Source organism: Promicromonospora sp. NPDC019610, from assembly GCF_044389365.1.
GTDB lineage: Bacteria > Actinomycetota > Actinomycetes > Actinomycetales > Cellulomonadaceae > Promicromonospora.
The window spans coordinates 1,951,240-1,972,269 of sequence record NZ_JBIRXX010000002.1 but is presented as its reverse complement, the minus strand read 5'-3'; the positions used below and the strand labels follow the sequence as shown (position 1 = coordinate 1,972,269).

The 21,030-nt window shown below is 72.4% G+C and carries 17 protein-coding genes; 10 read left to right on the top strand and 7 right to left on the bottom strand.

The genetic code is table 11. The features are described 5' to 3' along the window. Positions 1-1,278 carry an extracellular solute-binding protein gene (locus ACH45N_RS20415; RefSeq protein WP_397397181.1) on the bottom strand — a complete coding sequence of 426 codons (1,278 nt, stop codon included), beginning with the start codon at positions 1,276-1,278 and terminating at the stop codon, positions 1-3. 202 nt (positions 1,279-1,480) lie between these two features. Between ACH45N_RS20415 and ACH45N_RS20410 the strand changes: the two genes are divergently transcribed. Continuing rightward, positions 1,481-2,488, top strand: a complete 1,008-nt coding sequence (locus ACH45N_RS20410) for a LacI family DNA-binding transcriptional regulator (protein ID WP_397397179.1) — start codon at positions 1,481-1,483, stop codon at positions 2,486-2,488. A 30-nt stretch (positions 2,489-2,518) separates the two neighbouring features. Here the strand turns inward: ACH45N_RS20410 and ACH45N_RS20405 are convergent, their stop codons facing one another. Continuing rightward, on the bottom strand, positions 2,519-3,283 hold the full coding sequence (locus ACH45N_RS20405; protein WP_397397177.1) for a lysophospholipid acyltransferase family protein: 765 nt from the start codon (positions 3,281-3,283) through the stop codon (positions 2,519-2,521). A 55-nt stretch (positions 3,284-3,338) separates the two neighbouring features. On the opposite strand from ACH45N_RS20405, the gene ACH45N_RS20400 reads away from it, so the two are divergent. Further along, positions 3,339-4,064 (top strand): hypothetical protein, encoded by a 726-nt coding sequence (locus ACH45N_RS20400; protein WP_397397175.1) that lies wholly within the window; start codon positions 3,339-3,341, stop codon positions 4,062-4,064. 121 nt (positions 4,065-4,185) lie between these two features. On the opposite strand, the gene ACH45N_RS20395 is transcribed toward ACH45N_RS20400, so the two are convergent. Then, positions 4,186-5,130, bottom strand: coding sequence for an ROK family glucokinase (locus ACH45N_RS20395; protein WP_397397173.1), 945 nt, complete (start codon positions 5,128-5,130; stop codon positions 4,186-4,188). A 165-nt stretch (positions 5,131-5,295) separates the two neighbouring features. Here ACH45N_RS20395 and ACH45N_RS20390 point away from each other — a divergent pair, with 165 nt between their 5' ends. After that, entirely contained in the window at positions 5,296-7,128 is a 1,833-nt protein-coding gene (locus tag ACH45N_RS20390; protein ID WP_397397171.1) for an AMP-dependent synthetase/ligase, read from the top strand. Between the two features lie 133 nt (positions 7,129-7,261). Here ACH45N_RS20390 and ACH45N_RS20385 read toward each other — a convergent pair whose 3' ends face one another. Next, a complete protein-coding gene (locus tag ACH45N_RS20385) occupies positions 7,262-7,810 on the bottom strand; it encodes a GNAT family N-acetyltransferase (RefSeq protein WP_397397169.1) in 549 nt (182 codons plus the stop codon). Positions 7,811-8,013: 203 nt separating this feature from the next. Between ACH45N_RS20385 and ACH45N_RS20380 the strand changes: the two genes are divergently transcribed. Together ACH45N_RS20380 and ACH45N_RS20375 are read left to right on the top strand one after the other, a co-directional pair. After that, positions 8,014-9,240: a pyrophosphate--fructose-6-phosphate 1-phosphotransferase gene (locus ACH45N_RS20380; RefSeq protein WP_108495681.1), complete on the top strand. Its 1,227-nt coding sequence runs from the start codon at positions 8,014-8,016 to the stop codon at positions 9,238-9,240. A gap of 88 nt (positions 9,241-9,328) precedes the next feature. Beyond that, positions 9,329-10,690, top strand: a complete 1,362-nt coding sequence (locus tag ACH45N_RS20375; RefSeq protein WP_397397167.1) for a class II 3-deoxy-7-phosphoheptulonate synthase — start codon at positions 9,329-9,331, stop codon at positions 10,688-10,690. A gap of 40 nt (positions 10,691-10,730) precedes the next feature. On the opposite strand, the gene ACH45N_RS20370 is transcribed toward ACH45N_RS20375, so the two are convergent. After that, complete coding sequence (locus ACH45N_RS20370; protein ID WP_397397165.1) at positions 10,731-11,096, bottom strand: Rv2175c family DNA-binding protein; 366 nt, start codon at positions 11,094-11,096, stop codon at positions 10,731-10,733. Positions 11,097-11,214: 118 nt separating this feature from the next. On the opposite strand from ACH45N_RS20370, the gene pknB reads away from it, so the two are divergent. Continuing rightward, positions 11,215-13,116, top strand: coding sequence for a Stk1 family PASTA domain-containing Ser/Thr kinase (pknB, locus tag ACH45N_RS20365; RefSeq protein ID WP_397397163.1), 1,902 nt, complete (start codon positions 11,215-11,217; stop codon positions 13,114-13,116). 18 nt (positions 13,117-13,134) lie between these two features. On the opposite strand, the gene ACH45N_RS20360 is transcribed toward pknB, so the two are convergent. Continuing rightward, positions 13,135-14,298: a polyprenyl synthetase family protein gene (locus ACH45N_RS20360; RefSeq protein ID WP_397397161.1), complete on the bottom strand. Its 1,164-nt coding sequence runs from the start codon at positions 14,296-14,298 to the stop codon at positions 13,135-13,137. Positions 14,299-14,307: 9 nt separating this feature from the next. Next, positions 14,308-14,901 carry a hypothetical protein gene (locus ACH45N_RS20355; protein ID WP_397397159.1) on the bottom strand — a complete coding sequence of 198 codons (594 nt, stop codon included), beginning with the start codon at positions 14,899-14,901 and terminating at the stop codon, positions 14,308-14,310. A gap of 176 nt (positions 14,902-15,077) precedes the next feature. On the opposite strand from ACH45N_RS20355, the gene ACH45N_RS20350 reads away from it, so the two are divergent. The 4 genes from ACH45N_RS20350 to ACH45N_RS20335 all read left to right on the top strand — a co-directional run bounded on the left by ACH45N_RS20350 (position 15,078) and on the right by ACH45N_RS20335 (position 21,022). Further along, positions 15,078-16,703 carry a DUF4192 domain-containing protein gene (locus ACH45N_RS20350; RefSeq protein WP_397397157.1) on the top strand — a complete coding sequence of 542 codons (1,626 nt, stop codon included), beginning with the start codon at positions 15,078-15,080 and terminating at the stop codon, positions 16,701-16,703. 62 nt (positions 16,704-16,765) lie between these two features. Continuing rightward, positions 16,766-17,131 carry a universal stress protein gene (locus ACH45N_RS20345; RefSeq protein ID WP_397397155.1) on the top strand — a complete coding sequence of 122 codons (366 nt, stop codon included), beginning with the start codon at positions 16,766-16,768 and terminating at the stop codon, positions 17,129-17,131. Between the two features lie 514 nt (positions 17,132-17,645). Further along, complete coding sequence (locus tag ACH45N_RS20340; protein WP_397397153.1) at positions 17,646-19,325, top strand: RNA polymerase sigma factor; 1,680 nt, start codon at positions 17,646-17,648, stop codon at positions 19,323-19,325. A gap of 104 nt (positions 19,326-19,429) precedes the next feature. After that, positions 19,430-21,022: a SpoIID/LytB domain-containing protein gene (locus tag ACH45N_RS20335; protein WP_397397151.1), complete on the top strand. Its 1,593-nt coding sequence runs from the start codon at positions 19,430-19,432 to the stop codon at positions 21,020-21,022. Positions 21,023-21,030 lie beyond the last annotated feature (8 nt).

The following is a 21,030-nucleotide window of genomic DNA, read 5'->3' as shown; positions in this document are numbered from 1 at the left end:
TCAGTCCAGGCCCGTCCCGATCGAGGTGGCCGCTTCCTGCATCGTGGCGGCGGCTTCCTCGGGGGTCAGGTCGCCCGCGATGGTCTGCTCGATGATGAGGTCGAGCTCGTGCTCGATCTCCGACCAGGTGGGGATCGCGGGGGTGGAGCGCGCGGTCTCCAGCACGCCCTGGTACACGGCCACGGCCTCGTCGTCGGCCAGCGCGGGGTCCTCCCACGAGCTCTGGACGGCCGGCAGGTCGTTCGAGATGCCGAACCAGTCGACCTGGGTGGCCGGGTCGGTGGCGAACTGCACGAACTTCCAGGCCGAGTCCGGGTTGGCGGCGTCCGCCAGGACGGCGAGGTTGGAGCCGCCGATGAACGACGCCGTCGCCTCGTCCGCGGGCAGCGGCACCACGCCGAACTTGTCGGCGAAGTCGTCACCCGCGGTGGTCAGCAGGTTGGCGCGCTCCCAGGGGCCCGAGACGAACGAGCCGAGCTTGCCGTCGATGAAGTTCTGTACCTTCTCGTCCTCGACGAGCACCGGCGGGGCGAGCCCGTCGCGCATGAACGAGGAGTAGTACTCCAGCGCCTTGACCTGGGCGTCGTTGTCGAGCGTGAACTCGCCGGCGTCGTCCAGGATCTCGCCGCCCGCCTGCCAGTAGAACGGGAAGTACATCAGGGCGGTCGAGTTGCCGCGCGTCTGCAGCGCGATGCCGTGCTCGGCCCCGGCGTCCTGCAGCCCGGCCGCGAAGTCGGTGAGGCCGGCCCAGTCCTGCGGCGCCTCGACGCCCGCCTCCTCGGCGAGGTCGGTGCGGTAGTACAGGACGCGTGACTCCACGTACCACGGCACGCCGTACGAGGTGCCGTCCACCTCGGTGGTCTCCCAGGCGCCCGGGAAGAACGCGTCGGAGTCGATGTCCTCCGGCGTCGGCGCGAGGCCGTCCAGCCCCACGAAGCCGCTCATCAGGGTGGTGCCGACCTGCATGACGTCGGGCACCTCGCCGGTGGCGATGGCGGTGTTGATCTTCTCGGTGGACGACTCCCACGGCACCGGGGTGACGTTCACCGTGACGTCCGGGTTGTCGGCCTCGAACTGCTCGGCGAGCTCGGGCAGCAGCTCACCCTCCGTACCCATCGCCCACACCTCGACGGTGCCCGTCGCGGGGCCCTCCGAGATGTCGCTGGCGCTGTCTGCCGTGGTGCCGGCCTCGTCGCTGCGTCCGCACCCGGTCAGGGCGAGGGCCAGCGTGAGGGTCGACGCCGTCGCCGCTGCGGCGAGGCGAGGTGTCCTGTTCACGATCACTCCTTTGTTGACCTGCTTCCGAAATTTCGAAGCCGAATCTCGGAAAGACCCCGGGAGGTTAGACGTGCCGCAGGGCGGTGTCAACCAGCCCACGGCCTCTTTTCGGTTGGTTTGCCGGGGCACGCGGCGCCATGGGCTACCATCCTGATTTCGGAAACGCTCGCTTCTCGCTTCACCGATGTCCGACGGAGGACCCATGGCAACCGACCAGCCGCACATCCCGCTCGCCGTCGTGGCGGCCGAGGCGGGCGTCTCGGTCCCAACGGTCTCCAAGGTCCTCAACGCACGGCCCGACGTGTCCGGCAAGACCCGGGCGCGCGTCACCGAGGCGCTGGCGCGGCACGGCTACGAGGTGCGCCCGCCGCAGGCCAAGCCGACCGGCATGATCGACGTCCGCATCGTCGACTTCGAGGGGACCTGGTCCGAGGCCGTGGTCCGGGGCGCCGTCGCCGGCGCCCGCCGGTTCGGGCTCGACGTGATCCTGGCCGTCGAGCCCGACCCCGACGACTGCAGCGCCTGGGTGCGGCACGCGCTGGAGCGCGGCACGGACGGGCTGGTCAGCATCGTCGCGGTGCCCGACGCCGAGGCGCGGCGCGCCCTGGAGCAGACCGGCACGCCGCTCGTCGTCGTCGACCCGCGGCAGCGGCCGCCGGAGGGCATGCTCAGCGTGGGCGCCACCAACTTCCAGGGCGGGCTGGAGGCGACGGCGCACCTGCTCTCCCTGGGCCACACGCGCATCGCCACCATCACCGGCGCGCTGGAGCAGGACAACGCCATCGCCCGGCTCGCGGGCTATCGCGCCGCCATGATCCGGGCCGGCCTGACCACCGACGACGACCTGGTCCACGTGGGCGCCTACGGCGTGACCTCCGGGTACGAGGGCGCGCAGCGCCTGCTGGCCCTGGACGACCCGCCCACCGCGATCTTCGCGAGCAGCGACGACACGGCGCTCGGCGCGCTCCGGGCCCTGCGTGAGGCCGGGCTCGTCGTGCCGCGCGACGTCTCGCTCGTGGGCTTCGACGACCTGCCCATCGCGCCGTGGATCGACCCGGCGCTCACCACGGTGCGCCAGCCGCTCGCGGAGATGGGCGCCACCGCCGTCGACCTGGTGCACCGCGCCCGCACGGCGAGCGGACACACGCTGCGTACCGAGCTCGCGACGAGCCTCGTGGTGCGGAGCTCGACAGCGGCGCCGGCGCGGTAGCCGGCCGCGGCCGTTCCGGGCCGGCCGGCGTCAGCGCTTCGGTCGACGCGGCTTCTCGACCTCCGGCAGGGGCAGGCCGCCGGGGCCCTCCTCCGCCGTCGGGATCGCCGGCTCGCCGCGGGCCGCGCGCTCCTTGGCGCTGGCCGCGTACGCGTCCACGTACTCCTGGCCGGACAGGGCGAGGATCGCGTACTCGATCTCGTCGGCGACGGCACGCAGCACGAACTTGTCGCTCTCCATGCCCTTGTACCGGCTGAAGTCGAGGGGCTCGCCGATCACGGCGCCGAGCGGCATGAACGTGGGGATCGTCCTACCCACCGGCTGGGCGACGTCGGTGTCGACCATGGCGACGGGGATGACCGGGGCGCCCGACTCGAGCGCCATCCGGGCCACGCCGGTCTTCGCCTTGTAGAGGCGGCCGTCGGGGCTGCGGGTGCCCTCGGGGTAGATGCCGAACAGGCTGCCCTCGCGCAGCACGCGCAGTCCGGTGCGCAGCGCGGCCTCGCTGGCGGCGCCGCCGGAGCGGTCCACGGGGATGACGCCGATGCCCGTCATGAACCAGGCGACGATCTTGCCCTTGAGGCCCTTGCCGGTGAAGTAGTCGGACTTGCCGAGGAAGGTCACGCGGCGCTTGATCAGCAGCGGCAGGATGAACGAGTCGATCACCGCCAGGTGGTTGCTGGCCACGATCGCGGCGCCGCTGCGGGGCACGTTCTTGCCGCCGACGACCCACGGCTGGTACGCGAGGCGCAGCAGCGGGCCGACCAGCACGTTCCTCATCACCCAGTAGAACAAGATTCCTCCTCAAGACCCGCCCCCGCGGGCCCGTGTCCGACAATAGAGTGTGCCCATGGCCGCATCGAACACCGACGACCGAGACGACGACGTGCCCGGCGACACCCCACGCGAGCTGGGCGACGACGACGTGGCATCGCGCTGGGCCGACATCGTCGCCACGCTCGGCGACATGGACGTCTCTCGGGCCGACGGGGAGACCGACGGCGCGGAGAAGTCCGCCGAATCTTCTCAGACATCGCGGCCCGGTGACGAGGGCAGCGACGACGACGGGCGCGCGGACGGCGACCGGCCGGGCGGCGGGTCCGGTGACGCGGGCGCCGGCCGCGCCGGCCGCCAGGTGGGTGGCTGGTCGGACGGCGGCTGGGCCGGTGGCGACTGGACGAGCACCGGCGACCCGGGCCCGGCCGACGAGCCGGGCGCGGGACGGGGCTCGTCGTCGGACCCCTCTGCGTCGCGTACGCCCTCGGGCCCGCGCGACTGGCCGCTGTCGCCCGACGCCGAGGCGCTCGAGGAGGCGGAGTCCCACTTCACGCCGCCGGAGCCGCCCGCGCTGCTGTCCCGCGACCCGCTGCTCACGATGGCGTGGAGCTTCGTTGTCGGCGTGCCCGTGCTCGCGGTGATCGGCATGATCGTGTCCGCCGCGGTGCCGGCCGTCTCGATCCCGCCGCTCGCGGGCCAGATCGGGCTCGGCCTGTTCGTCGCCGGCCTGGGCGTGCTGATCTGGCGCATGCCGCACCAGCGCGACCCGGACGACGACGGCCCGGGCGCCGTCGTCTGAACCGGAGCGGAGCCGCAGGTTCAGACGACAAGAAGCATCGTGTAGCCAGCTTTCACACCAACGTGTCAGACCCTCAGATCACCCGGGTGATCTGAGGGTCTGACACGTTACGGGGAACGAGTCAGCGGCGCGCGAGGTCCGCCGCGCCGACTATGCCGGCCTCGTTGCCGTGCTCGGCCAGCTCGATCTTGGCCACGGGCCGGTGGCCCATCGCCGAGAGCTGGGCCTCGAAACCGCGCCGCACCGGGCCGAGCAGCAGGTCGCCGGCCGCGCCGACGCCGCCGCCGATCACGATGAGCTCGGGGTCCAGCAGGGCCGCGACCGACGCGGACCCCTCGCCGATCCAGCGCCCGAGGGTCGCGAGCAGCTCGATCGACAGCTCGTCGCCCTCCTGGGCGGCCTCGGTCACCATGCGGCCGCGGATCTTCTCCGGGTTGCCGCCCGCGAGCTCGAGCAGGCGGTCCGCCTGGTCCACCCGGGCGACGGCGGCGTGCTGGGCGTCGCGCTCCAGGGCGCTGCCCGACGCGTACTGCTCCCAGCAGCCCTCGTGGCCGCACCCGCAGTAGTGGCCCTCCGGCACGACGCGCATGTGCCCGACCTCGGCCGCCATGCCCCACTTGCCGCGCACGAGCTCCCGCTCGGAGATCACGGCGCCGCCCAGGCCGGTGCCGACCGTGAGCATGAGCATGTCGGTGGCCTCGCGGCCCGCGCCGAACCGGAACTCGGCCCAGCCGGCGGCGTTCGCGTCGTTCTCCACGACGATCGGCAGGTCGGCGTCCACCAGCTCGGCGACCTTCGCGGCCAGCGGGTACTCCCGCCAGGCGATGTTGGGCGCGAAGTTCACGGACGTGCGGTCCGGGCTGACGAAGCCGGCCGCGGCCAGGCCGATCGCACCGACCTCGTGCTCCTTGACGAGCTCGTTGCACGCGTCCGCGATGGCCCGGTCGATGTGCGCGACGTCGTCGGCGTCGGTCTCCCGGCGCACCTGGGCGAGGATCTTGCCCTCCTCGTCGACGACTCCCACAGCGATCTTGGTGCCGCCGATGTCGACCCCGATGGCGTGCATTCGTCCTCACGTTCTCTCGTTGCGCGACGGCCGCGAGGACCGTCGAAAAGGGGGCTGCACCAAGAAGGTGCGCACAACCAGGGTAGCGACCGCCGGGAGTGCAACACGCGGCGTCCGTTTCCCGGTATCTTTGCAGGCACGGTCAGTACTGCCACTGGAGTCAGAATGGACGAGATCTTCAGCCCGATCCTCATCGAGCTGCCCCCCACCTCCAATCTCAACGATGTGCTCGCCGAGCGGGTCGGCGCCGGCGCCGACAAGCCGATGATGGAGGTTCCTGCGGGGAAGGGCGAGCCCTGGCGGGTCGTCAGCGCCGGTGAGTTCGACGCCCAGGTGGTCGCTGTGGCGAAGGGCCTGGTGGCCCGTGGGATCGAGCCCGGGGACCGCGTCGGCATCATGTGCCGCACGCGGTACGAGTGGGCCGTGCTGGACTTCGCGGCATGGGCCGCGGGTGCGGTGCCCGTCCCGGTCTACGAGACCTCCTCGGCCGAGCAGGTCGAGTGGATCCTCTCCGACGCCGAGGTGAAGCTGGTCTTCGCCGAGACCGCGGCCAACGCCGCCACCGTCGCCGAGGTGCGCGACGCGACCCCGCTCGTGACCGACGTGCTCGTCATCGACGACGGTGCGCTCGACGCGGTCGCGGCCGAGGGCACGGACGTGTCCGACGACGAGATCGCCCGGCGCCGGGGCCTGTCCGGCCTCGACGACCTGGCCACGATCATCTACACCTCGGGCACCACGGGTCGCCCCAAGGGCGCCGAGCTGACGCACCGCAACTTCGCGTCGCTCGCCGTGAACGCCGTCGAGGCCGTGCCGGAGGTGTTCGCCAAGGAGGGCGGACGCACCCTCCTGTTCATCCCGATGGCGCACGTCTTCGCCCGCTACATCCACGTGCTCGCGGTGGCCGGCGGCGTCGTCACCGGGCACTGGGGCGACACGTCGACGCTGGTCGACGCGCTGGGTGAGTTCAAGCCGACCTTCATCCTCGCGGTGCCGCGGGTGTTCGAGAAGGTCTACAACACGGCCGAGCAGACGGCGGCGGCCGGCGGCAAGGCGAAGATCTTCCACTGGGCCACGGCGACGGGCATCGCGTGGTCGCGGGCGCTGGACACGGCGTCGGGCCCGGGGCTGGGCCTGCGGCTGCAGCACGCCGTCGCGAGCGCGCTGGTCTTCTCCAAGCTGCGCGCCAAGCTCGGCGGGCGCGCGGAGTTCGCGGTCTCGGGCGGCGGCCCGCTCGGCGAGCGCCTCGGCCACTTCTACCGGGGTCTGGGGCTGAAGGTGCTGGAGGGTTACGGCCTCACGGAGTCCACCGCGCCGACCAGCGTGAACCGTCCGACGGCGACGAAGATCGGCTCGGTCGGCCTGCAGCTCCCGGGCTGCGGCGTCAAGATCGCCGAGGACAGCGAGATCCTGCTCAAGGGCCACCACATCTTCCGGGCGTACCACAAGAACGAGGCCGCCACGGCGGAGGCGTTCACGGAGGACGGCTGGTTCCGCACGGGCGACCTGGGCGTGCTGGACGACGACGGGTTCCTCACGATCACCGGCCGCAAGAAGGAGATCATCGTCACGGCCGGCGGCAAGAACGTGGCGCCCTCGATGCTGGAGGACCGCATCCGCGCGCACGCCCTGGTGAGCCAGTGCGTCGTGGTCGGCGACGGCAAGCCGTTCATCGGCGCGCTCTTCACGCTCGACGCCGAGGGCCTGCCGGGCTGGCTCAAGATGCACGGCAAGCCGGCGATGTCGGTCGACGAGGCGCGCAAGGACCCCGACGTCCTCGCGGCCCTCGACGGCGCGGTGCAGCGGGCGAACAAGGCGGTCTCCAAGGCCGAGTCGATCCGCAAGTACACGGTGCTGGCGGGCGACCTGACGATCGAGAACGGGTACCTCACGCCCAAGCAGAGCGTGAAGCGGGCGGTGTTCCTCAAGGACTTCGACGCCGACGTCGAGCGCCTGTACGCCGACAAGAACAAGGACAGCCTGCACCTGCTCAACTGAGGATCTGGGGTAGGGGCGCGCGACTTCGGTCGGTTGGTTCGAGATCGGTCCGACGATGGACCGATCTCGAACCGACCGACCGATCTCGTTCCTGGCTGGTCGTTCCTAGCTGGTCGTTCCTAGCTGGTCGTTCCTAGCTGGTCGTGAACGAGATCCAGGTGTCCGGAGGCAGGTCGGGGCGGCCCGGGACCGGGCGGTGCTCCTCCGTCCAGGCCGCGCCGACGGCGTCCGTGGCCACCGCCCGCCAGAACCGCACCGCGGGCGGGTTGGCGTCCTGGAACGCGACGTCCCAACGGCCGGGGAACGCGGCCAGCACGTGCGCCGCGAGCTCCCGCCCGACGCCGATGCGCCGCACGGCGCGCACCACGAAGAACGAGCTGAGCACCCGGATCGGCCCGTCGAGGCCGCGTACCAGCGCGAACCCGACCGGCGACGGCGGTGCGCCGGCGGGCTCAAGGTGCGCGACGACGCCGCGCCAGCCCGGGTCGGTGAACGCCGCGTCCAGCCGCTCGCGCCGGAACTGGCCGGTCGGATCGGGCAGTGCTCCGGAGACCTCGGACATGTCGTGCCGGAACAGGAGCCAGAGCCGTTCCAGGACCGGCTGGTCGGCCGTGGTCGTGGGCCGGATCGTCAGTCGGGCGGGCGGGGTCTGCGGTGAGCTCGGGATCACGGAGTTCGTCATAACGGAAAGCCTCCCGGGCCACTAGGCACCGGGAGGCTCGCACGCATTCTCTCACGCGCGGGCCGCGCTCCGACAGGGTGCTCAGTCACCGGACGTGCCGAGCGCGACCCTCACCGCTCAGTAGGATGACGACGAAGGGTGCCGCGCGGGCGAACGCCGGCCGCGGTGCCCCCGAAATTTCCCTGATGAGAGGTGCTCCTCCGATGGCTGTTCGTCGTGTGGCCCTGCTGACCGCCGGCGGCTTCGCGCCCTGCCTGTCGTCCTCGGTCGGCGGTCTGATCGAGCGTTACACCGAGCTCGACCCCGAGATCGAGATCATTGCCTACCTGCACGGCTACCACGGCCTGCTGACGGGCAACAAGATCGAGATCGACGACGAGGCTCGCAAGCAGGCTCACGTCCTGCACAAGTTCGGCGGCTCGCCGATCGGCAACTCGCGCGTGAAGCTGACCAACGTCAAGGACGCGGTCAAGCGCGGCCTCGTCCAGGAGGGCCAGGACCCGCTGCACGTCGCCGCGGAGCAGCTCAAGGCCGACGGCGTGGACGTGCTGCACACCATCGGTGGTGACGACACCAACACGACCGCCGCCGACCTCGCCGCCTACCTGCACGAGAACGGCTACGAGCTGACCGTCGTGGGCCTGCCCAAGACGATCGACAACGACGTGGTGCCGATCAAGCAGTCGCTCGGCGCGTGGACGGCCGCCGAGGAGGGCGCGAAGTTCGCGGCCAACGTCATCGGCGAGAACCGCGTGGGCCCGCGCATGCTGATCGTGCACGAGGTCATGGGCCGCCACTGCGGCTGGCTGACCGCTGCCACGGCGCAGTCCTACCGCGGCTGGCTCGACGAGCAGGAGTGGGCCCCCGCCCTCGGCCTGTCGCGCGAGCGCTGGGACGTGCACGCCGTGTTCCTGCCGGAGCTCGAGATCGACCTGGAGGGCGAGGCCAAGCGCCTGCGCGGCGTCATGGACGAGATCGGCAACGTCAACATCTTCCTGTCGGAGGGTGCGGGCATGCACGAGATCGTGGCTCAGCTCGAGGCGGCCGGCGAGACGGTGGAGCGCGACCCGTTCGGGCACGTGAAGCTCGACACGATCAACCCCGGCCAGTGGTTCGCCAAGCAGTTCGCGGAGAAGCTGGGCGCCGAGAAGGTCATGGTGCAGAAGTCCGGCTACTTCTCGCGCGCCGCGGCCGCCAACTCCGAGGACCTGCGCCTCATCAAGTCGATGACCGACTACGCGGTCGAGTGCGCGCTGCGCGGCGAGTCCGGCGTCATCGGCCACGACGAGGAGGACGGCGACCGGCTCAAGGCCATCGCGTTCCCGCGCATCGCCGGCGGCAAGGCGTTCGACGTCTCGCAGGAGTGGTTCGGCCAGATCCTCGCCGAGATCGGCCAGCCGCTCGTGCCGGCCGCTCCCGCGGAGCACTGAGCACCGTGCGGGCACCACTGGCGTCACAGGTGGCACCGGCACCGCTGGTCGCACCGGCGGCACCGGCACCGCGGACGGCGGCGGCTCGATGAGCACCGTCGCCGACCCGGCCGAGCGCGCCGCCGGTCCGGCGGGGCTGGACCACTACCGCACGCTGGAGGCGCGCCAGCAGCCGACGTGGCCGGACCCGGCCGCGCTGGCGGCCGCCACGGGCCGCCTGGCCCAGGCCGCGCCCATCGTGGTGCCCGCACAGGCCGACACCCTGACCGAGCGGCTCGCCGCCGCCGGCCGGGGCGAGGCGTTCCTGCTCCAGGGCGGAGACTGCGCGGAGACGTTCGCCGAGGCGAACGCCGACCGCATCCGCAACAAGATCCGCACCATCCTCCAGATGGCGGTGGTGCTCACGCACGGCGCGAGCACGCCCGTGGTGAAGATGGGCCGGATGGCGGGCCAGTACGCCAAGCCGCGCTCCAGCGACACCGAGACGCGCGACGGCGAGACACTGCCCGCCTACCGCGGCGACATGATCAACGGGTTCCCGTTCACGCCGCAGTCGCGGATCCCGGACCCGGAGCGGCTGGAGCAGGCGTACCGGATCTCGTCGGCCACGGCCAACGTCGTGCGGGCCTTCACACAGGGCGGCTTCGCCGACCTGCGGCAGGTGCACGAGTGGAACCGCGGCTTCATGAGCAACCCCGCCTACGCGCGGTACGAGAAGACGGCGGACGAGATCGACCGGGCCATCCGGTTCATGCACGCGTGCGGCGCCGACTTCGACGCGCTGCGCTCCGTGGAGTTCTTCCTGAGCCACGAGGCCCTGGTGCTCGACTACGAGCGGGCGCTGACCCGTACGGACCAGCGCACCGGCAACGCCTACGACACCAGCGCCCACTTCCTGTGGATCGGCGAGCGCACGCGCCAGCTCGACGGCGCCCACGTCGACTTCATGTCCCGGATCGCCAACCCGATCGGCGTGAAGCTCGGCCCGACGACGACGCCGCACGACGCCCTGGCGCTCACCGAGCGGCTCAACCCGGACAACGTGCCGGGGCGCCTGACGTTCATCACGCGCATGGGCGCCGGCCGGGTGCGCGACGTGCTGCCGTCGTTGGTCGAGGCCGTGACCTGGTCCGGCGCGAACGTCACCTGGGTCACCGACCCCATGCACGGCAACACCATCACGTCGGACAGCGGCTACAAGACCCGCCGGCTGACGGACGTGCTCGACGAGGTGGCCGGGTTCTTCGAGGTGCACAAGGCGCTGGGCACCGTCCCGGGCGGCCTGCACATGGAGCTCACGGGTGACGACGTCACCGAGGTGCTCGGCGGCAGCGAGGAGATCTCGGACGCCGGCCTCGCGCTGCGCTACGAGACGCTCGTGGACCCGCGGCTGAACCACCAGCAGTCGCTGGAGCTGGCCTTCCAGGTCGCGGAGATGCTCCGCGCCTAGCTGGTCCTGCGGCCGCCCCCGAGGGCGGCCGCGGGAACGGTCAGAGCAGCGTCTGCGCCACCCGGCGCACCGCGGCGCGCTTGCCGCCGATCAGGGCGTCCACGGGCCGCTCACCGAGCTCGTCGTTGGGCGTGAACAGCCACTCGAGGATCTCCTCCTCGGTGAACTGCGCGTCGGACAGCACCATGATGGTGCCGCGGAGCGTCGGGATCACGCCGGGGCGGCCCTCGACGTCGGGCAGCACGAAGACCGCCGGGACCTGGAAGGTCGTGCGTTCGCCACGCTTGATGCCGACGACGTGCCGGTCGCTCACCAGGCCGCGGGCCTTGCCGACCTCGATGTCGAGGGCCTCGGCGAGGTCAGGGAGGGTCAGCCATTCGCCCACGAGGGCGTCGAGATCTGTCACGGGAGAAGCCTAGGCGACGCGGCCCGGACGGGAGACACGGCAACGATCCGGCAACGGCCCGCCGTCCGGTATGCGCGTTCCGGCCGGGCCGTGGGTGGTCACCCGTACACTCCCACCCGTGGCTCAGGTGACGGCAGACCCTCTCATCGGCCGCCTGGTCGACGGGCGGTACGAGATAGTCGCGCGCGTGGCGCGCGGAGGCATGGCCACGGTGTACCGCGCCCACGACACGCGGCTGAACCGTGAGATCGCGCTGAAGGTGATGCATCCGCACCTCGCGGAGGGCGAGCAGGCCGCGAGCTTCCGGCAGCGCTTCGAGCGCGAGGCCCGGTCGGCCGCGGGCCTGCAGCACCACGGCGTCGTCGCCGTCTACGACCAGGGCACCGACGGCGACATGCGCTACCTGACCATGGAGTACGTGCCGGGCACCAACCTGCGCCAGCTCATCCGCGACGGCGACCTCACGCTGCGCCGCTCGTTCGCGATCCTCGACGTGGTGCTCTCCGCGCTCGCCGCCGCGCACGCCAAGGGGATCGTGCACCGCGACATCAAGCCGGAGAACGTGCTGCTGGAGGAGGGCACGGGGCGGCCCAAGGTGGCGGACTTCGGCCTGGCCCGCGCCATCTCCGAGGTGTCGAACACGACGACGGGCACGATCCTCGGCACGGTGGCCTACCTCGCGCCGGAGACCATCGCCACGGGCCACGTCGACGCGCGCGCCGACGTGTACGCCGTCGGGATCCTCGCGTTCGAGCTGTTCACCGGCCGCCTGCCGCACGAGGGGGAGGGGCCCATCCAGGTCGCGTTCGCGCACGTCAACACCGACGTGCCGCCCGTGAGCGCGTTCGCCGGCCACCTGGGCCGCCCGCTCGACCTCCTGGTCCGCGCCCTGACCGCGCGCGACCCGGACCGACGCCCGCACGACGCCGCGGTGGCGCTCGACGCCCTGCGCAGCACGTTCCGGCAGATCCCGAACGAGGTGCTGGACATCCCCGCGAAGGCGGCGCCGCCGCCGTCGTCCGCCGCGGTGAAGGCGGCGCGCACCGCGGTCGTCGAGCGGCCGCCGGCCGGCCAGTGGGTGGTGGCGCAGCAGCAGACGCCCCCGCCGCCGCCCCCGCCGCCGCCCGCGCCCCGGCCGCGGCGCGGCGGCAGGATCCTGCTCGGTGTCGCGGTGGTCGCGGTCCTGTTCAGCGCCTGGTGGTACACGGAGCACGGCCCGGGCGCCTACGCGGTGGTCCCCGACGGCGTGGTGGGCGTGGCCGCGGCCCAGGCCGAGGAGGCGCTGACCGAGGCCGGGCTCACGCCGTTGAAGGTGCCGCAGCACGACTCCGACGTGCCCGAGGGCGAGGTCATCTCGGTGGCCCCCGACGAGGGGCGGCGCTCGCTGCGTGACGAGCCCGTGCGCCTGGTCGTCTCGCTCGGACCGGAGCTGGCCGAGGTGCCGGCGGGGCTGGTGGGCATGACCGAGGAGCAGGCGCGGGCGGCGCTGCGCGACGTCGGCCTCGTCGACGTCGAGGTCTCGCGCGAGTACTCCGCCGACGTGGCGCGCGACCAGGTGATCTGGGCCTCCGTGCGCGACGGCGGCACGGTCCCGACCGACGAGACCGTGCGGCTCACCGTCTCCGACGGGGCCCCGCCCGTCACCGTGCCTGAGCTGACGGGCCTGTCCGCGGCCGAGGCGCAGGACGCGCTGGCCGCCCAGGGCTTCGACGTCGTCCGGGAGGACAAGTTCGACAAGAAGGCCGAGGCCGGGACCGTGATCCGCACCCAGCCGGGCGGGGGCAAGGGCGCCGAGCCGGGCAGCACCGTCACGATCGTGGTGAGCTTGGGCGCCCAGGGCACCGTGCCCGATGTCGTCGGGATGTCCGTCGAGGACGCCCAGGCCCTGCTCGACGAGGCCGGCTACTCGTCGGCGGTGCGGGGGTTCGGCGAGCTGTTCGACGAGGGTGTCAAGGAGACCGAGCCCGCCGCGGGGGAGAAGCTGAAGAAGGGCGAAGAGGTCACAATCTGGACGTGGTGAGGCTCGACCTCGGGAGGCTCAGGCCGTCCGGTCGACCGCCGCGTGGGCGAGATCGGTGAGCAGCCCCCGGCCCGGCTCCGCCAGGTCCGCCAGGTCCAGCAGCGCGTGACCGCGCACGGCGAGGTCGGCGATGAGCTGCTCCACGGCGTCCAGCGCTCCGGAGCCGACGATGACCTCACGCACCCGCGCCACGTCCTCGTCGGACAGGTCGGGGTTGCCGAGTGCGGCGACCAGGACGGCCGCCTCGGGGCCGTCGGTGTCGGGCAGCAGCGCCAGCGTGCGGGCGACGACCACCGTGCGCTTGCCCTCGCGCAGGTCGTCGCCGGCGGGCTTGCCCGTGACGGCCGGGTCGCCGAAGACGCCGAGCACGTCGTCGCGGAGCTGGAACGCCTCGCCCAGCGGCTTGCCCGCCGCCTCGATCCCGGCCGCCGCCTGCGGTCCGGCGCCGGCCAGCAGCGCACCCAGCGCGAGCGGGGCGGCCACGGAGTAGCTCGCGGTCTTGGCGCGCAGCACGTTCCGGGCGCGCTCCTCGTCGGCGGCGGGGTCCTGACCCCACGGCTCCGCCTGGACCAGCACGTCGAGGAACTGGCCCACCACCACCTCGCTCTGCATCTCGTCGAAGCGGGCGCGGGTCGCCTCGGCGACGTCCGCCGGCAGGGGCGCGAGCGCCGCCGACAGCTCGCGCTGGGCGGCCAGGAGCACCAGGTCGCCGATCAGGATGGCGGCGGAGTCGCCGAACCGCACCGGCTCGCCGGCCCAGGCCGCGCCCGCGTGCCTCGCGGCGAACGCGCGGTGGGCCGTGGGGCGGCCGCGGCGCGTGTCGGAGTTGTCCATCACGTCGTCGTGCAGCAGGGCCGCGGCCTGGAACAGCTCGAGCGCGGCGCCCACCCGGACGGTCGCGACACGGGCGGGGTCGGCCGGGTCGGCGGAACCGCCGTGCGCGCGGAACGACCAGTAGCAGAACGCGGCCCGCAGCCGCTTGCCGCCTGCCAGCAGCCCGGCGGCCTCCTCGACCATGGCCTCGGCGCTCGGGCTGATCGCGCCGACCTCGGCCGCCAGCCGGGCGAGGTGGGCGCTCACGGCGGCGTCCACGTCGTCGCGGAGATGCTCGGCGTCCACGAGGGCGGCGGGGTCCAGGGGGGTGGGGCTCAGAGCGGTGGGACGGGCAGGAGAGACGGGCACGACACCAGCCTATGGGGTGCGGACGGTGCCGCTGATCGAGCCGAGGCGCCGCTCGCCGTCGTCGAGCACGCCCACCACGAGCGACTCCTGCACCTCGCCCGACTTCTCCTGGGTGATGCGGAGGAACGCCGTCTGCGCGGTGAGACCGCTCGCTTCCGGCGCGTCGATCCGCCGGAAGCCCTGCGCCGTGAGGATCTTCTCGGCCTGCTTGATCACCTGGTCGGTCGGGCGGCTCGACGACAGGTTGAGCGTGACCTGGGTCATCGGGACGCTCTTCGTCTTCGACCCCTTCGACCCCGCGGCCGCGGGCACGGGCTGCGCCGACGAGGCGAGCAGCGTCGCGTCCTTCGGCATCGGGAAGAGCTCCGGCGGGAACCCCTGCGCATAGGTCGCCACCGCGGACGACGGGTCGAAGGTCGGCAGCTCGGTGGGTCCGCCGGTCGCGACGTCACTCGGGCCGGGGCTGCTCGTGGTGCTGCCGTCGGTGGTGGTGCTGCCCGTCGCGGACTGCTCGGTCCCGGCGCCGCACCCCGTGGCGGCGAGCGCCAGCCCGATGGCGGCGGCGAGCGCGGCCGTGCGGCGGGCTGTGGCGAAGCGGGGCACGTCGCACACCGTAGCCGCACAGGCCCGGGTGACGACAGCGTGCGGTGATGAGAGCGTGCCGTGACGAGACCGTCGGGACGGGGCGGTGCGGGAGCGAGCGCGACCACAGGAAGCGCGTTGTCCACACGGCCCGACTGGGCGCGCAGCCGTCGATCCGGCGGGCTGAGATCGTCCACATGAACCCCGACAACGGCACGGTCCGGGACGGCGTCCCGGACGACAGCTCAGCGCACGACAACTGCGTCACCGACAGCCCTGCGCACGACAGTCCCGCCAATGACAACTCCCGTCGCGACCTCGCGGGGAACGCCATCCCCGGGTACGGCATCTCCCCGGACGACCTCCGGCGGTCGGCGGTCCCGAACGGCCGACAGGTCCCGGCCGCTCTGGTGGTCCGCGTGGCCGGGCCCGAGGACCTCCTCGCCTACGTCCCGTACCGGCTCGGTTTCGAGCCGGTCGAGTCCGCGGTCGTGGTGAGCCTGAGCGGCCCGCGCCAGCGGGTGGGGCTCGTGGCCCGGGTCGACCTGGCCGACCTCCGCCTGCGCCGCCCGGGCGACCCCGACGGTCCCGACGGCGCGGCCACGGCCCGCTGGCTCGCCGACCACGTGGTGGCCGACGGCGCGGACCGGGCGGTCGTGGTGCTGTACACCGCCACGGACGTCACCGCGCCTTCCGGTGCCGCACGGCGCGCCGCGGACCTGCTGCGGGCACGGCTCGACCGGCGGCTCCCGGGAACCGAGGTCTGGCTCGTGACGCCGACGGGCTTCCGGGCGCTCGACTGCACCGACCCGATGTGCTGCCCGGCGCAGGGCCGGCCGCTGTCCGCGCTCCAGGGCACCCGTGTCGCCGCCCACATGGTCCTGGAGGGCCGCACCGTGGCCGGCACCCGCGAGGAGCGGTACACCCTGCGGCCCGCGCCGGAGGCCGCCCGGACACAGGCGCGACGGGCCGCGGCGCGCTGGACCGACACCTACCGCCGGCTCCTGACCCGGACCAGGTTCCCGAACGGCGGCGCGATGTTCCCGAACGGCGGCCTGGTCGACGGCGCGGCGTTCGGACCGCGGCCCGCGGGAGGCGGCGCCGGAAGTCCCGCCGGAGGTACGGCCCGAACCTCCGGCCGAGGCATCGCCGTGCGGGCCGAGCAGGTCGCGCAGGCCGAACGGGCGCTCGCCGACTGGGGTGCGGAGAGCCTGAGCCTGTGGCGCGCCGCGGTGCGGGCCACGTCGCGCGCGGCGCCGGGGGAGCACGTGCCACTCTCCCCGGTGGACCTGGGCAAGATCGGTGCGGCGCTCGCGGACACGCCCGTCCGGGACGCGGTGCTGCTCAGCCTCGTACCGGGCACGGCGGAGACGGCGCTCCGCACCGCGCGGCGGGAGGCGGACGGCGACACGGACCGGTCCACCGGGGCGGTCATGGCGCAGATCATCGACCCGCAACGGGGCATCCCGCCCGACGAGGACATCACCCGGCCGGCCCGCGCCGTGCTGGAGGCGGTGGTCAGGCACGTGCCCCGCAACCGGAGGGCCCCGGCGTACCTCCTGCTGGCGCTCGTGGCCTGGTGGCACGGCGACGGTGGCCTGGCGGCCGAGCGGGTGACGGACGCACTCGGGGTGGACGCGGACTACCGGCTCGCGCTCCTGCTGCGCAGCGCGATCGTCGGTGGGGTCCCGCCGGGCTGGGTGCGGCGGGAGCAGGCCCTCTTCCACGGTGACTCCCGCGGCGACTCCGGCGGCGACTCCGGCGGCGACCCCCGTGGCGACTCCCGTGGGGACGCGGGTTCGGACGAGATGGCCGCCGTGTGAGTGCGGTCCGCGCGCCGTGTGCGGCATCGACGGGGCCGGGGTGTGGGGTAGCGTCGGCTGACATGACGATCGTCGTCGGCCACCTCGCCACGTCCGAGGGCCGAGAGGCCCTCAGCACCGCTGTCACCGAGGCCCGGGAGCGCAGTGCCCCGCTGGTCGTCGTCACGAGCGGGAAGCGTCCCGTCGACGAGTGCCAGGCAGAGCTCGACGAGCTCATGAGCGGCCCGGCGGCCGGGCTCGACGTGCGCGTCGAGGAGGGCACCGGCGATCTCGCCGAGGACCTGATCCGTACGGCGACGAGCACCGGCGCCGAGCTGATCGTGATCGGCCTGCGCAAGCGCAGCCCTGTCGGCAAGCTCATCCTCGGTGCGGGTGCGCAGCGGATCCTCGTCGAGGCGCCATGCCCGGTGCTCGCCGTCAAGGTCTGAGGTCCCGGCGGCTGATTCCACGGAACCCGATCCCGCGGAACCCGATCCCGCGGCGCCCCGTCTCGCGGCGTCGGGCGGCGTCGGCACATCCGGCCGCGGGTGAGCCGGGGGTGAGCTGCGGGTGATCCCGAGGCGGTGTTCGTTCCGGCGCGGGCCCGGTCAGGTGTCCGGGCCCAGGCCTGGTCGAGGCCTGCCCTGACCAGGCGCATCAGACCCTGACGGGTCCTGGCCAGCCGGACCGCCGGCCCCGCGGCGGGTCCCGTGCCTGGTCCAGGACGGATTGGCCGCAGATTCGCCGAACTGGGAATGGTGCACGGGTGCCAGTCGTTGACTCTTGGCACGCGAAATCAGAAACCCCGTGGGATGGTCCCGCCCGACGTGACTTCGCACTGACTTTGCCCATATCACCGCGTTCGTCGCGGGGTACAGGGAGGCCGACGGTACAATATATATGTTCGCCGGCGGAAGAAGAAGGTCCAGTGACGGCCCCGCCGGCGGTACACCGCCCCCTCGAATGCCGAAAGGTCGGTTTGTGGCGCCCACTCCGCTGAAAGCCCCCCAGGACACCGCTCCTGTCCCTGCACGCGACAACCTGCCCCGTGAGTTCGAGCATCCTGCCTTGCAGGAGCTCCTCGCTCGCGGTGCCGCCGACGGCTCGGTCGACGCCGAGAACTTCCGGCGTGCATGCGAGACGGCGCAGGTCGGTGACGCCAAGCGGCTGAAGGCGGTGCTGCGCGCACTGGCCAACGCCGGTGTGCAGGTCGGGCTTCCCACTGTTACCAAGGTGGCCGCGGCGTCGGCCACCCGTTCCACAGCGGTCGCCGCCAAGGCGCCCGCCGACGAGGCGGAGGCCTCCGCGAAGCCGGCCCGGCGCACCCGGGCGACGGCGGCGAAGACCACGACCGCCAAGAAGTCGACCCCGGCGAAGCCGAAGGACGACGACGAGATGCCCGACGACGTCGATCTCGAGTTCGACGACGTCGACGAAGACGATGACGAGGCAACGACGAGCACGCGCAAGAAGCCGGCGGCCAAGGCCGGCGCCAAGAAGCCTGCTGCTCGGGGCAAGTCGAAGTACGACAACATCGAGCCCGACGGCGTCGCCGTCGAGGACCCCGAGGACGAGACCGACTCCGGTCCCGAGACCGTCACCAAGACGACTCGTGGCCGAGCCGGCAAGACGGCCAAGGAGGGCGACGAGAGCTCCGGCTTCGTCGTCTCCGACCGGGACGACGACGACCAGCCCGCACAGCAGGTCGTCACCGCCGGTGCCACGGCCGACCCGGTCAAGGACTACCTGAAGCAGATCGGCAAGGTCGCGCTGCTGAACGCGGAGCAGGAGGTCGAGCTCGCGAAGCGCATCGAGGCCGGCCTGTTCGCGGAGGAGCGCCTCGCCACCACGGAGTTCAACCGTGACGACAAGGACCAGCGCCGCTTCGAGCGCGACCTGAAGTGGATCGCGCACGACGGCAAGCGGGCCAAGAACCACCTGCTGGAGGCCAACCTCCGCCTCGTGGTCTCGCTCGCCAAGCGCTACACGGGCCGCGGCATGCTGTTCCTGGACCTGATCCAGGAGGGCAACCTCGGTCTGATCCGTGCGGTCGAGAAGTTCGACTACACCAAGGGCTACAAGTTCTCGACCTACGCTACCTGGTGGATCCGGCAGGCGATCACGCGTGCCATGGCCGACCAGGCCCGCACCATCCGCATCCCGGTGCACATGGTCGAGGTCATCAACAAGCTGGCCCGCGTCCAACGCCAGATGCTCCAGGACCTGGGCCGCGAGCCCACTCCGGAGGAGCTGGCCAAGGAGCTGGACATGACTCCCGAGAAGGTGGTCGAGGTCCAGAAGTACGGCCGCGAGCCCATCTCGCTGAGCACCCCGCTCGGCGAGGACGGCGACAGCGAGTTCGGTGACCTCATCGAGGACTCCGAGGCCGTCGTCCCCGCGGACGCCGTGTCGTTCACGCTGCTCCAGGAGCAGCTGCACCAGGTTCTCGACACCCTCTCGGAGCGCGAGGCCGGCGTGGTCTCCATGCGGTTCGGTCTGCAGGACGGCCAGCCCAAGACGCTCGACGAGATCGGCAAGGTCTACGGCGTGACGCGAGAGCGTATCCGGCAGATCGAGTCCAAGACGATGTCGAAGCTGCGCCACCCCTCGCGGTCGCAGGTGCTGCGCGACTACCTCGACTAAGCGACTCCACCACCATCCCGGGCACGAACCGGGACTGACGCCGGGCGGGTGAACTTCTGCGGAAGCTCACCCGCCCGGCGTCTTCGTGTGGGAGCGTGCCCGATGTGTCCACCTCGATCAGCGCCGCTCCCGGAGCACGACGTGCCCGGACGCTCGCGGCAGCCCTCGTCTCGTGTCTCACCGCCGTGCTCCTCACGGTCGGCCTGTCCGCCGTCCCCGCCGCCGCGGCGGGGTACACGCTGACGGCGTCCGGCACGGCCACGACCACGGCGGCCACCGCCAAGACCCTCTCGGTGGTCTACCGGTACAACGGCGTCGCGCGGAAGAACGCGTCGGTGGCCGTCCAGCAGTACCGGGACGGTGCCTGGGTGCGGATCAAGACCGTGACCACGGGCTCGACCGGCAAGGCGACGACGTCGGTGAAGCCGTCCGTCACCACGAAGTACCGGTTCAAGACGGTCAAGGCCACCAGTGCCACGCTGACGGTGACGGTCGTGCCGGGGTCGTGGGCGATCGCCGGCTCGGGCAACGGGCACGGCGTGGGCATGGCCCAGTACGGCGCCTACCAGATGGCGCGCACGGGTAGCACGGCGGCGCAGATCCTGGGCTACTACTACCCGGGTGCGACCGTCGGCACCGCCAACAACCCGCGGACGTCGATCGACGTCCAGGTGCTCGGCAAGGCGGCCGACCCGACCACCACCACGATCAGCCTGTCCGCGGGCTCGTGGCGGCTGCTCGACGGCGCGCAGGCGCAGCTCGCCACCGGCACCTCGGCCCGCAAGCTCTCGATCGCCCGCACGACGTCCGGCGTGACCGCCAAGATCACCGAGAACGGCACGGTGCGCCAGACGATCAGCGCCCGCCGCACGCTGTGGCTCGAGTGGACCGGCACCGACTACTGGGCCGGTACCGCCGGGACCGTGACCGTCTCCGGGGCGCAGGGCAGCTACCGGCACGGCCGGCTGCGGCTGACCAGTCCCAACCCGCGGCCCAACGTGGTCAACCAGGTGGTTCTCAACGACGAGTACCTCTACGGGCTCGACGAGATGCCGTCCCTGTGGGGCACGAGCGGCTACGGCGGCGCCGCCGCGCTCCAGGCGCAGGCGATCGTCGCGCGCAACTACGCCATCCTGGCCAAGACGGCGGGCCTGAAGACGTCGTGCGACTGCCACCTCTACGACGACACGAGCAGCCAGAACTACACCGGCTGGAAGAAGGAGGGCGGCGAGGCGGGCTCGACGTGGCGCGCCGCCGTGGACGCCACCCGGCAGGACGCCGCCTCGACCGTCTCGATCGTGCGCAACCCCGCGGGCGAGATCGCCGAGACGCCGTACTTCGCCTCGACCGGCCGCGGCGGGAGCTACTCGGGCACCACGAACAACCAGGACGCCTTCGGCACCGCCCCGCAGTCCCACCTCGCGCACGTCGCCGACCCCTACTCGGCGCAGGCGCCGGGCAACCCGAACACGTCCTGGACCGGGACGCTGACGCAGACGAAGGCGAAGGCCGTCTTCGACCTGGCCTGGGTCAAGTCGGTCAAGGTCACGGCCCGCTACTCCAGCGGCCAGATCAAGACGATGCAGGCTGTGTCGGTCCAGGGCACCACGCGGAACCTGACCAAGACCGCGGAGGGCTGGCGCACCACGCTCGGGTTCCGGGCCTCGTGGGCGGACACGGTCACGGCGCGGAAGTGAGCCCGTCG